Here is a 12,423-nt window from a genome sequence, read left to right as displayed (position 1 = left end):
GGCCCGCTCACCGCCCCTCCCCCGTCCCCGCCACCCGCACCCGGCCGAAGGAGCCCTTGACGGCTTCGTTCACCTCGGACTGGGTAGAGGCCACCGCCCGCAGCTTCCCGGTGAGGCTCCGGCACTCGTCGCGGGCGTCCTCGATCCGCCGCTCCCACGAGGCCCGTACGGCGCCCAGCTCGGCGAGCGCCGACAACTCTCCGGCCCCGGCCGTCAGTCCCTGGTGGGCCCGCCCCAAGTCCGCCTTCACCGGACCGAGGTGCGCGACCAGGCCCTCCGCTCCCCCGGCAGCCCGCAACCACGGCCCGTCGCTGTGTTTCAGGTCACCACCACCGGCACCCGCCTCGCCGCGCGGCTCACCCCACCACCACGGCCGGTCACCGCCCGGCTGCCCCGGCACGGTCACTCCGCCCACGCCGCTCACCCCGTTCCTCGACGTTCCTCGATCGTGGAGCGGCACTGTGCCAAACGCGGCATGGACGACATGCCGCCCATCTGCGCGGCCGGGCGGCAGCGGCGGGGGCAGGCAGCCCTGATCACAGGGGCTTCCCACCGCACCGGGCGAACACGGGATTCACCCGGACGATGGACGCAGGATCTGCCGCCTTCCCCTGCTGCACGTCCTCCTGACGGCGCATCGACCCGGCTCACCGGCGCACCGGCAGCCCTCGAACGGCGCATACGAACACGTCGTGCCCCACGAACGCTGCAACCGCACCGGGAACCCATGGCCACCGTCGTTGCTCGTGGTCACAACGCGTGATACACAGAGTGACCAGGCATATGCGTGTGGATACCGGGACGAGCCGCAGGTCAGGGCGGCCGTGTCGGTCGAACGTGCGAGATCCGGGTAAAGAGACCGGGAAGGCGTCGTGCGAGCGCGGTTTCATCAGCGAAGATAGAAGGCAACCCGTGCCATACGGGCACGCGAAGCTAACTACCCAACAGGGGCGGTGACTTACATGATCCTGGCAGCGGAGAAGGGCGACATCACCACCATCATCGGCGGAATCGCTCCCAACTGGGGGCCGTTCGGCACGCTGGGCAACGAGGCACGCATCATGATCGAGGTGGTGATGGCGATCGCCATCCTGCTCTGCCTCGGCATCGCGATCTGGGGCGCGGCGAAGCAGCGCATCGGAGCGACGGCGCTGCGCGACACGTTCAGCGCGGAACAGGGCAAGGGCCTGATCGTGGCGGGCCTGACCGGGGTCTTCATCATCGGCTCCCTCGGCACCCTCTTCACCATCGTGTACGGAATGGCTGTCTGACCCACCGTCGGCCAGCCCACACCGGGCCGTCCCCGCCCGCTCCCCACCATCCGTCGTCGTGCCCACCGGCTGAGGTTGCGTCTCCCTGATGTCGAGTCACTCCACCGCGCTCACGCGGCAACCAGCACAGCTACCGTCGTCATGCGCGGATCCGCACACGACCGAGGGAGCGAACGCGGCATGAGTCCCGGCGACGAGCACGACTACCGCGGCAAGGACCAGGGCGGGCGCGCGGACGACCCGTACAGCACCCTCGGCGGCACCCGACAGACCCGTACCCGCCTCCCGGACGGCGACGCGGGCCACCCCCACGCCCGCCGGCCCGTCCGGAACTCCCGCTCCCTCGTCACGATCACCGGGGTCGTGGTCCTCCTCATCGCCGCCATCGCCTTCGCCAACCGGGGCGGCACCAGCGACGACAACAACGCCTCCCCCGGCACGAAGAACCCGGGGACCGCCGGCTCGGCCCCCACCGCCGCAAGCGGCACCAAGCCGGTCCAGGGCAAGAACGGCACAATCGCCTCCGGGTTCGCCCATGACGAGCAGGGGGCGCAGAGCGCGGCGGCGAACTACTCCGTGGCTCTGGGGTCGGCGGAGATGTTCACCGCGGAATCCCGCCGCAGCATCATTCAGGCGACGCATGATCCAGCGGTCACCCCGGAGCTCCAGAACAGCCTGGACACCGCCTATTCGCCCGCGTTCTACAAGAACGTCGGCCTCAACGACGACGGCACCACGCCCACCGGGCTCACCTTCGTCTCACGGACCGTTCCGGTCGGCACGAAGGTCGTCAAGATGGAGACCGATGCCGCCACGGTGGAGGTCTGGTGCACCGGTCTTGTCGGGCTGGCCGGGCAAGGCTCCACCAAGCCTGTCACCGAGACCTGGTTCACCATCTCGCAGGAGCTCAAGTGGATCGCCGGCGACTGGAAGATCTCTTCGTCGAGCCAGGCGGAGGGGCCGACACCGGTCAACGGTGACAACCGTGCCTCCACCGCCGACGAGATGGCCGCAGCGGTTGATGCATACGGAGGCTTCACCTATGCCCGATAGCCGCCGCTTCCGCCTCTCCTCACTGGCCGGCGCCGCAGGCCTCGTGCCTGCCGCGCTGGCCGTCACGGCGTCACATGCCGTCGCAGCCCCCGCGCCGACGCCGACCCCGTCACCCAGTGCGAGCGACAACCCCTGCGACCTCATCGTCGGACTCGCCCGGGACTACTGCGAGGACGGCGAGAACGCCCGCAGCGGGTCGCGTGCTCCGACCGACATCGACAACCCCGCCGATCCCCTCACCTCCCTGGCCCAAGGCTGCGCCGACGCCGCGGCCTGGATCGTCGGCAAGCTCAGCGAGGCCGTCGACTCCACCGCGAACGTCGACTTCACCAACCCCAAGTTCCTCCAGCAGTACGCCGTCATCTTCGCCGCCTCCACCATCCTCACCCTCGTCCTCTGGCTCCTCGCCGTGACCAAGCGCGCCATCCGCGGCGTCCCGCTCACCACCGCGATCTCCGAGGCCGTCGGCTTCCTCTGGCTCACCGTCCTCGCCTCGGCCTTCACGCCACTGATCCTCTACACGATCGTCTCCGCCACCGACGGCGTCACCGAGGTCATCGCCTCCTCCACCGGCGGCCAGACCGACGTCTTCTTCGGCTCGTTCGCCGAGGCCCTCAAGAAGGGCACCGACATCGGCGGCGGACCGATCATGCTGATCGTCGTCTCGCTCGTCTCGATCGTCGCGGCCGGCGTCCTGTGGCTGGAGCTCGTCATCCGAGCCGCCCTGCTCTACGTCGGCGCCCTGCTCGGCATCGTCGTCTACGCCGGCCTCGTCGACAAGAACATGTGGGGCCACGTCCGCCGCTGGGCCGGCATCATGATCGCGGTGATCATGGTCAAGCCGGTCATCGTCATCGTCCTCGGCCTCGCCGGAGCGCTCTCCGCCGGCGACGGCCCCGACGCCTTCTCGGCCGTCGTCTCCGGCCTCGCCATCATCCTGCTGGCCATCTTCGCCTCCGCCATGATCTACCGCTTCGTCCCCGGCTTCGGCGACGAGATCCAGGGCGCCCGCACCAACCGCAAGCAGGCCACCGACGGCGCCCAGGCCGCCGCCCTCATCAGCTCTCCCGCCGCCCTCGTCTCCCAGGGCATCAAGACCCACAGCGGCCGCAACGACCAGAACAGCGGAGGGGGAGGCGGCGGCGCCCGCCCCTCCAACCCGGCCAGCGGCGGCGTCGCCGCACACAGCTCCCGCACCTCCAGCGGAGGCGGAGGCGGGGGCGGGGTCGGCGGCGGATCTGTCCCCTCCGCCGCACCCTCGCCCCGCAGCGGCGGCTCCGGTCCCACATCCGGCACCCCCCACAGCAGCCGCCCCTTCAGGGGAAGCGGCTCAGGCAGCACAGGTAACTCGAGCACAGGAGGTGGAGGGCGTTGACGACTCAGTCCCACACGATGACGCCCCGCCGCACGTATCTCATCGGCCGCGCCCGGCCGAACGCGATCGTCGGCAAGAACCGCGAGACCGGCGAGATCGCCCTGATCATCGTCGGCGCGTTCCTCGGCATGATGAGCGGACTCCTTGTCCCCGTCCTCTCCCTGCGCATCGTCTGCCTGGTGGGCTTCCCCCTGCTGGCCCTCGCCATCGTGTACGTCCCGTACAAGCACCGGACGTTCTACAAGTGGTTCGAGATCAACCGCAGCTTCAAGCGCTCCCTGCGCCGCGGCACCGCCTACCGCTCCAGCGCCATGGAGGCAGGCGTCAGCTCCGACGGCCGCGAGGTCGAGATCGGCCCGCCCCCCGGCATCGGCCGCATCAGCTGGCTCGCCGCCCCCTTCGGCCCCGACGAGATCGCCGCACTCCTCCACGCCGACCGCCGCACCGTCACCGCCGCCATCGAGATCGAGGGCCCCGGCGTCGGCCTCCGCGACAGCGAGGACCAGGAAGCCCTGGTCGACCGGTTCGGCACGCTCCTCAAGCACGTGGCCAACGGCGACGGCTTCGTCACCCGCCTCCAGATGCTCGCCCGCACCCTCCCCGCCGACCCCGACGCCCACGCCAAGGACGTCGCCCAGCGCGGCGACAAGGCGTCCCCCGGCTGGCTCCAGGAGTCCTACGAGCAGCTCCAGTCGATGGTCTCCACCTCCAGCGAGCAACACCGCGCCTATCTCGTCGCCTGCATGCACTACAGCCGCGAACTGGCCGCCGAGGCCAACGCCATGGCCCGCGCCGCCCGCCCCCACGGCGGCCGCAAGCTCGACCGCGACGCCGGGCTCGCCGTCGTCATGGCCCGCGAGCTCACCGACATCTGCGCCCGCCTCGCCGAGGCCGACATCCGGGTACGCCAGCCGCTCGGCCAGAGCCGCCTCGCCTCCCTCGTGCACTCCATGTACGACCCCGACCACCCCATCGACCACATCCAGGCGATGACCAAGCGCAACGCCTGGCCCGCCGAACTCGACGCCGTAGAACCCACGTTCCTCCAGGCCAAGACCCGTGAGTCCACCACCCGCGCCCCCTGGTGCCACGCCACGGCCTGGGTGAAGGAGTGGCCGATGACCCCCGTCGGCGTCAACTTCCTCGCCCCGCTCCTCGTCCACACCCCCGACGTCATCCGCACCGTCGCCGTCTGCATGGACCTCGAGCCCACCGAGGTCGCCATCGAACGCATGCTGACCGAGAAGACCAACGACGACGCCGAGGCCAGCCGCCAGGCCAAGATGAACCGCACCGTCGACCCCCGCGACATCGCCGCCCACGGCCGGCTCGACCAGCGGGGTGAAGATCTCGCCAGCGGCGCGGCCGGAGTCAACCTGGTGGGGTACATCACGGTGTCGTCCCGTTCACCCGAGGCCCTCGCCCGCGACAAGCGGACGATCCGCGCCTCGGCCGGCAAGTCGTATCTGAAGCTGGAGTGGTGCGACCGCGAACACCACCGCGCCTTCGTGAACACGCTCCCGTTCGCCACCGGCATCCGCCGCTGACGACGTATCACCTCCGGTCGAAGCTCCACCACCTGCAGGAAGAACCGCAACAAGAGAGGGCACCCCCACCATGCGAGACCCCCTGTCCGCATTGTCGGATGCCTTCACCGCCTTCCTCTTCGGCAAGGTGGAGACGACCCGCCTCCCCGTCCGTACGTCGACGGGCCAGGCCCAGGCCGTCTACCTGCCCACCGCCGCCCCCGGCCTCGGCGACTCCGGCGTGATCATCGGCCGCGAGGTCTACAGCGGCAAGGGCTACATCTACGACCCCTTCCAGCTGTACGGGCAGCAGCTCCCCGCCCCCCACTGGCTCGTCCTCGGCGAGTCCGGCAACGGCAAGTCCGCGCTGGAGAAGACGTACGTCCTGCGCCAGCTCCGCTTCCGCGACCGCCAGGTCGTCGTCCTGGACGCCCAGGGCGAGGACGGCGTCGGCGAATGGAACCTCATCGCCCAGGAGCTGGGCATAACCCCCATCCGCCTGGACCCGACCGCAGCCCTCAACGGCGGCATCCGACTCAACCCCCTCGACCCCTCCATCACCACCACCGGCCAGCTCGCCCTGCTCCGTACGATCATCGAAGTCGCGATGGGCCACGGGCTCGACGAGCGTTCCGGCTTCGCGCTGAAGGTCGCCCACGCCTACGTGACCGCGACCAACACCGACCGCCAGCCGGTCCTGATGGACATCGTCGAGCAGCTGCGCCACCCCAAGCCCGAGTCCGCCGAGGCGATGAACGTCGACATAGACGATGTACGGGCCTGGGGCCTGGACGTCGCCCTCGTCCTGGACCGGCTCGTCGACGGCGACCTGCGCGGCATGTTCGACGGCCCCACCAGCGTCGGCATCGACCTGGACGCGCCCCTCATCGTCTTCGACCTCTCGCACATCGACCGCAACTCGATCGCGATGCCGATCCTGATGGCGATCGTCGGCGTCTGGCTGGAACACACCTGGATCAGGCCCGACCGCAAGAAGCGCATCTTCCTGGTCGAAGAGGCGTGGCACATCATCAACTCCCCCTTCGTCGCCCAGCTCTTCCAGCGCCTGCTGAAGTTCGGACGCCGGCTCGGCCTCTCCTTCGTCGCCGTCGTCCACCACCTCAGCGACGTGGTGGACGGAGCCGCCGCGAAGGAAGCGGCGGCCATCCTCAAGATGGCCTCCACCCGCACGATCTACGCCCAGAAGTCCGACGAGGCACGCGCGACCGGGCGGGTCATCGGGCTGCCCCGGTGGGCGGTCGAGATCATCCCGACCCTCACCCCCGGCATCGCGGTCTGGGACGTCAACGGCAACGTACAGGTCGTCAAACACCTGATCACCGAGGCCGAACGCCCCCTCGTCTTCACCGACCGCGCCATGACCGAGGGCTCGTCGGACGACCTGCTCCCCGAGGACATCCGCGCCGCGGAGCTGGAGGCGGAACAACGGGCGGCCCGGATGGAGAACCAGCAGCGGATGAACGACTCGTCCCGGTCGACGGTGGCCTGACATGGCACGCCGGGCAGCCCACGGACCCGTACCCGAGCGGGGCGACCGGTACCGCCCCCGGAACGAGGACTCCCGCAGCGGAGGCGTCCCCGACGGCCTGCTGGTCGGGCTGCTCGGCTTCCTGTTCGCGGCAACCCTGCTCGCCTGGACGGCCACCGGCCTGGCCGGCCTCTTCGCGCACGGATCCTGGCCGGACGGCGTCACGTTCACCCAGACCCCGCTCGCCCTGCGCGAACTGGCCACCGCCCCGCAGGACCTCCCCGGCGCCTGGCCGAACACTCCCCCGGCCCAGCTCTCCGGCTACGGGCTGTTCTGGGGCCTGTTCATCGGCGAGCTGATGGTGCTGGGTGTCCTGACGGTGTTCGTCCTAGGAGTCCTGGCCCGCTGGCGGCTGGTACGGGAACAGCGCCGCGAGGACCGCCTGTACGGAACTCCCCACGGAACCCACGGGACCCGCGAACCACACGAACCGCACGGCCCGCACGAGCCCCAAGAGATGGCTGCCCCCACACAGCCCTCGCCGTCCCCACGCACCAAAGCCCCTCAGGCTCCCCCCGCCCCGGAGACCCACACCACGCATCAAACAGCGGGTCACACCACGGGGAACGCCACGCAGCACACCACCCCCATCCCCCTCTCCCTCCCCTCCCCCCGCACCCCCCTCCTCGTCTACGCCCCCGCCCCCGTCCGGCGCCCCACAGTCGTCCAGGCCATCCAGGACGCCGAGGGCCCCGCCCTGGTCGTCACATCGGACCCCACCGTCTGGGCCGAGACGAAGGACGCCCGCGCCAAGCTCGGCCCGGTCCTCATCTACGACCCCGGCCACCTCTGCGACACCCCCGCCCGCCTCCACTGGGCGCCCACCGCGGGCTGCGAGCACCCCGACACTGCCGCCGTGCGCGCCGCCGCCCTGCTCGCCCCGGTCCGCCCGCAGGCCCGGATCGACGCGGCGGTGGCCGACACCGCACAGACCCTCCTCCAGTGCTGGCTGCACGCCGCAGCGGTGGACGGCCGCCCCTTCCGCCAGGTCGCCCGCTGGGCCTCCGGGGCCGGCGCCCACGAACCCGTACGCCTCCTCCGTACGCACCCCAAGGCCGCCTCCGGACTCGCCGGGCTCCTGGAGTCCGCGCTCACGGCCTACCCGGAACGGCGCGAGGTGGCGCAGGAGTTGAACGTACGGGCTTTCTCGGCGCTCTCCTCGGTGCACATCCGCGACGCCTGCACGCCCAACCGATCGGATACGGCCGCGCTGGAATCTTTTGCCCGTGAGGGGGGAACGCTCTATCTGGTCGGTGAACCCATCGAGGATCCCCGCACCCGCCCCGGCGCGATGCCCCTCCTCACCGCGCTCGCCTCACACGTGGTCGAGCACGGCCGCCGCATGGCCGCACGGTCATCCGACGGTCGGCTCGACCCACCAATGACACTGGTCCTGGACGACGTGGCCGCGGTGGCCCCGCTCCCCCAGCTCCCCGAGCTGCTGGCGAAGGGCCAGGACCTGGGCCTGCCCGCGATCGTGCTGCTCCGCTCCCGCGAACAGGGCCGGGCCCGCTGGCAGCAACACCTCCACGCCCCGACCCCGGGCGCGGTCTGAGCGCACAGGGTGAACGAACACGGGTGAACGCTCAGGGGCGGCCGCCTACCCCCGCTCGATCACGTACTCCAGCTCCCACTCCCCCCGTTCGCCAGGCATCGGCGTCCGCTGCCCCGACGGTACGAACCCGAACCGGCGGTAGAACGCCGCGGCCCGCGGGTTGTTCTCGTGCACGTACAGGCGCACCCGCTCCAGCCGGGGCGCCGAGAGCGACCAGGCCCAGTCGACGGCCACCCGGAACAACGCGTCCGTCACCCCGGCCCCCCGCGCCTCGGGCCGGACGAAGACACCGACCAGGTGCGCCTGGTCCACCTCCGCGGCCTCCCCGAAGCGCACATCGTCGTCCGGGCGCTCGATCAGCACGGTGACCGTGCCCACCCACTCCCCCTCGGGCGACTCCGCGACGAACTGCCGCACGTACCTGCCCTCGGCAGCCGAGGCCGTACGGTCCTGCCAGAAGGAATCCGGCCGGGCCCGCGCCTCCTCGTACGACTCCAGGAACGCTACGGGAGCCGCCGGATCCTGCAGGGCCTCCAGCCGCAGCTGCCTGGCCAGCGGCCACTCCTCGGCCCGCACGGAACGCATCACATAGTCCATGCCCCGATCCTCGCCCCCACCCGCGCGCCGCTCAACCGACTAAAACCTCCAGAACCTGCAGAACCCCCAGCACCCCTAGAACCTCCGGACGCTCCCCGCCCCCATCTCCTCGTACCCCGGTACTACGCCCCCGCCCACGTCCCACCCCCGGGCGGACGACCACCCCCGGGGCCGCTCCGTAGCGTCGGCCGCATGATCAAGGCATACGGACTCACCAAGCGGTACGGCGACAGAACCGTCGTCCAGGACCTCGACTTCACGGTCCACCCCGGTACGGTCACCGGCTTCCTCGGCCCCAACGGCGCCGGGAAGTCCACCACGATGCGCATGCTGCTCGGCCTCGATACGCCGACTCGCGGCCGGTCCACGATCGGCGGGAGCTCCTACGCCACCCATGGCGCACCCCTCACCCAGGTCGGCACCCTGCTGGAGGCCCGTTCCGTGCACCCGGCCGGTCCGCCCGCAACCACCTCCTCGCGCTGGCGCACACGCACGGCATCCCGCGCAGCCGAGTCGAGGAGGTCATCGCCCTCGCCGGTCTGACCGGGGCCGCCGACCGCCGGGTCAAGGGGTTCTCGCTCGGCATGGGCCAGCGCCTGGGCATCGCCGCCGCGCTCCTCGGCGACCCGGCCACCGTCATCCTGGACGAACCGGTCAACGGCCTCGACCCGGAAGGGGTGCTCTGGCTCCGCACCCTGCTCAGATCCCTCGCCGCCGAAGGCCGTACGGTCCTCGTCTCCTCCCACCTGATGACCGAGATGGCCCTCACCGCAGACCACTTGCACGAGCTGCGCATCCGTGGCGCGGAGGCAGCCCACATCGGCACGGTCGCCGCCGCGTACGGCATCACGCTCCACGAACTCACGCCACAGACGGTCTCGTTGGAAGAGGCCTTCATGGACCTCACCCAGGACGCGGCCGACCACAGGTCCCAGCCCCCGGCAACCGGGAACCCCACCCACCTCACCGGAGCCGCAGCATGACCACCACATCGCACACCCCGCCCCCGCCCCCACACGCCAGGCACCCCCGTACCGCATCACCCCGGCCCGGGTCCTGCGCTCCGAGTGGCACAAGCTCCTCTCCCTGCGCTCCACTTGGACCACGCTGGCAACGGCGGCCGCGCTCGTCCTGGGAGTCGGCCTGATCATGGGCGGGACCTACACCACGGGCGGCGGGGACGCCGACGTCGACACCGTCGTCCTGACGCTGTACGGCAGCCTGCTCGGCCAGCTCTGCGTCATCGTCCTGGGCATCCTGGTCACCGCGGGCGAGTACGCGACCGGCATGATCCGCTCCTCCCTCACCGCGGTACCCACCCGGTTCCCCCCAGGCCGCCGGCCCTCGGCTCCGCCACCCCGATCCCGGGCACAGCAGCCCCCGGCCCTGCCCTGCTGGCCCGGTGCCTGTGGGGGGCGGCGACACTGGCGGCGGCCGCTCTGGCCCTACGCCACCGAGCCGCCTGACCGACCCCATTCCCCCGGACGCTCCACAGGAGAATGCCCAGGTGACGGACCACCCCACTGACGCCAACCTCCATGTCGATGTCGATGCCCACACGGCACCGCCCACCCAAGCGGCTCCCTCCGGCCCGGGCCCGGACGCCGCCCCGCTCACCCGGGCCGTCCGCAGCGGTCTGGACCGCCTCCGCGCCTTGGACCGCCGTCGGCCACTGGCCTGGGACACGGCAGTGACCGCGTTCTGGGCCGTGGCGGCCGTCCTCGACTACACCTCCGGCGGCTGGCGGAACGTCGCCCACGATGTGACGGCACCCGAACCGCTGGTGCTGCTGATGAGCCTGTGCTTCTCCCTGCCGCTGCTGCTGCGCCGCAAGTACCCCATGGCCGTGCTGCCGCTGATGGCACCGGTGTCCCTGGTCAACGTCTGGACGGGAGCCGTGGTGCAGGCAGCCCTCCACCAGCTGATCCCCGCCTTCCAGATCGCGTTGCGCCTCCCTCTCCGGAGGCTCGAGGCCGCCGGGCTCGTCCTCTGCGCCCCGGTGGTGGCCGGCCCGACGCGCATCCCGGACATCTGGGACCGGCAACTCGTCTCGTACCTCTGAGGGTTCGTCTTCGTGGCGCTCCTGGGTATCGCGGTACGTACGCGCCGCGACTACACCGAGGCCCTGGTCGAACGGGCCCACCGGCTGGAGCACGAACGCGACCAGCAGGCCCGCCTGGCGGCCGCAGCCGAACGGGCCCGCATCGCGCGGGAGATGCACGACATCATCGGCCACAACCTGTCCGTCATCACGGGCCTGGCGGACGGCGGGGCCTATGCGGCAGCCAGGAGCCCGGAGCGCGCGGCCCAGGCGCTGGAGGCGATCGGCACCACCAGCAGACAGGCCCTGTCCGAACTCCGCCGCTTCCTGGGCGTCCTGCGCGACGACCACCCCGACGCCGACCGCGCCCCCCAGCCGACCATGGACGACCTGGCCCCCCTCATCGAACAGGTCCGCCGCGCGGGCCTCCCCGTACACCTGGAGCTCCGTGGCGAGCCAGGACCGCCCGCCCCGCTCACCCCGGGCCGCCAACTGACCGTCTACCGGGTGGTCCAGGAGTCCCTCACCAACACCCTCAAGCACGCATCCGCCTCCGCCGATGCGCCCCTGTCCGCAGCGGTGACCCTCACCTACACCCGCACGCACGTAGACGCCTACATCACGGACACGGGCACGAACACAGCCACCAGGACCGGCACCGGGGACGGCTACCCGCAGCAGCAGAACGGGACGGAACGGGAACCGCCCACACCCCCGCCCATACCCACCCTCCCCCAGGGCATCATGGGCATGCGCGAACGCGCGGCCCTCTACAACGGCACGGTCGAGGCCGACCCCCTGCCGGAACACGGCGGATGGCACGTACGCCTCCGCCTTCCCCTGGAGGACACCCCCCAGTGACGACCGTACCCATCGCGGACGACCAGCCGATGCAGCGCTTCGGGTTCCGCATGCTGCTGGAGAGCCAGGACGACATGACGGTCGTCGGCGAGGCGGGCAATGGCACCGAGGCCATCACCCTGATCGCCCGGCACCAGCCGGACGTCACCCTGATGGACATCCGCATGCCCGGCCTGGACGGGATCGAGGGGACCCGCCGCATCATCAGGTCGGGCGCCCGCACCCGCATCCTCATCGTCACGACCTTCGACCTCGACGAGTACGCGTACGACGGTCTCCGCGCCGGAGCCAGCGGCTTCCTGGTCAAGGACGCCCTGCCGGAGGAGCTGCTCTCGGGCATACGCGCGGTCGCCGCCGGCGACGCCGTGGTCGCCCCCTCCCTGACCCGCCACCTGCCGGTCACACCCGGCACCGGCGGTGCACCCGCCACCTCGGACCCCCGCATCACCGCGCTGACGGACCGGGAACGCGAGATCCTGACGGTGATCGGCCAGGGCTGGTCCAACTGGGGGGCCCGGGGGAAAGTCCTGTGAACACAGAAAAGCCCCGCACCATAGGTGCGGGGCTTTCCCGGAAAAATTGTTCGGCGGCGTCC

The 12,423-nt window shown here is 71.1% G+C and carries 8 protein-coding genes and 4 pseudogenes; 10 read left to right on the top strand and 2 right to left on the bottom strand.

Annotated features, from left to right (window positions below):
• Positions 1 to 7: 7 nt before the first annotated feature.
• Complete coding sequence (locus tag IE264_RS20400) at positions 8 to 424, bottom strand: hypothetical protein (protein WP_180288802.1); 417 nt, start codon at positions 422 to 424, stop codon at positions 8 to 10.
• 538 nt (positions 425 to 962) lie between these two features.
• Here IE264_RS20400 and IE264_RS20395 point away from each other — a divergent pair.
• From IE264_RS20395 to IE264_RS20370, 6 genes are all read left to right on the top strand, one after another.
• Positions 963 to 1,271, top strand: coding sequence for a DUF8827 family protein (locus IE264_RS20395; protein WP_015610155.1), 309 nt, complete (start codon positions 963 to 965; stop codon positions 1,269 to 1,271).
• 180 nt (positions 1,272 to 1,451) lie between these two features.
• Complete coding sequence (locus IE264_RS20390; RefSeq protein ID WP_032759696.1) at positions 1,452 to 2,324, top strand: DUF8175 domain-containg protein; 873 nt, start codon at positions 1,452 to 1,454, stop codon at positions 2,322 to 2,324.
• Complete coding sequence (locus IE264_RS20385; protein WP_015610153.1) at positions 2,314 to 3,699, top strand: hypothetical protein; 1,386 nt, start codon at positions 2,314 to 2,316, stop codon at positions 3,697 to 3,699. The genes IE264_RS20390 and IE264_RS20385 overlap by 11 nt, the downstream gene beginning before the upstream one ends.
• Positions 3,696 to 5,246, top strand: a complete 1,551-nt coding sequence (locus IE264_RS20380) for an SCO6880 family protein (protein WP_032759695.1) — start codon at positions 3,696 to 3,698, stop codon at positions 5,244 to 5,246. Before IE264_RS20385 ends, IE264_RS20380 begins: the two co-directional genes overlap by 4 nt.
• A 70-nt stretch (positions 5,247 to 5,316) precedes the next feature.
• Positions 5,317 to 6,735 (top strand): ATP-binding protein, encoded by a 1,419-nt coding sequence (locus tag IE264_RS20375; RefSeq protein ID WP_015610151.1) that lies wholly within the window; start codon positions 5,317 to 5,319, stop codon positions 6,733 to 6,735.
• 1 nt (position 6,736) lies between these two features.
• The gene (locus tag IE264_RS20370; RefSeq protein WP_190167674.1) at positions 6,737 to 8,329 is read left to right on the top strand and encodes a type IV secretory system conjugative DNA transfer family protein; all 1,593 of its coding nucleotides are present in this window, start codon (positions 6,737 to 6,739) and stop codon (positions 8,327 to 8,329) included.
• A gap of 45 nt (positions 8,330 to 8,374) precedes the next feature.
• Here the strand turns inward: IE264_RS20370 and IE264_RS20365 are convergent, their stop codons facing one another.
• The gene (locus IE264_RS20365) at positions 8,375 to 8,926 is read right to left on the bottom strand and encodes a GNAT family N-acetyltransferase (RefSeq protein WP_032761070.1); all 552 of its coding nucleotides are present in this window, start codon (positions 8,924 to 8,926) and stop codon (positions 8,375 to 8,377) included.
• 192 nt (positions 8,927 to 9,118) lie between these two features.
• On the opposite strand from IE264_RS20365, the pseudogene IE264_RS20360 reads away from it, so the two are divergent.
• The 4 pseudogenes from IE264_RS20360 to IE264_RS20350 all read left to right on the top strand — a co-directional run.
• Positions 9,119 to 9,909: pseudogene (locus tag IE264_RS20360) on the top strand (ATP-binding cassette domain-containing protein).
• A 7-nt stretch (positions 9,910 to 9,916) separates the two neighbouring features.
• Positions 9,917 to 10,255, top strand: a pseudogene (locus IE264_RS38805) (ABC transporter permease); the annotation flags it as partial.
• Positions 10,256 to 10,433: 178 nt separating this feature from the next.
• Positions 10,434 to 11,828 (top strand): annotated as a pseudogene (locus tag IE264_RS20355) (sensor histidine kinase).
• Positions 11,825 to 12,334: pseudogene (locus IE264_RS20350) on the top strand (response regulator); the annotation flags it as partial. The pseudogenes IE264_RS20355 and IE264_RS20350, both read left to right, overlap by 4 nt.
• Between the last annotated feature and the right edge of the window lie 89 nt (positions 12,335 to 12,423).

It is taken from the genome of Streptomyces microflavus (assembly GCF_014650075.1).
GTDB lineage: Bacteria > Actinomycetota > Actinomycetes > Streptomycetales > Streptomycetaceae > Streptomyces > Streptomyces microflavus.
The sequence above is the reverse complement of the archived record's forward strand: the minus strand, read 5'-3'. Positions and strand labels throughout refer to the sequence as shown.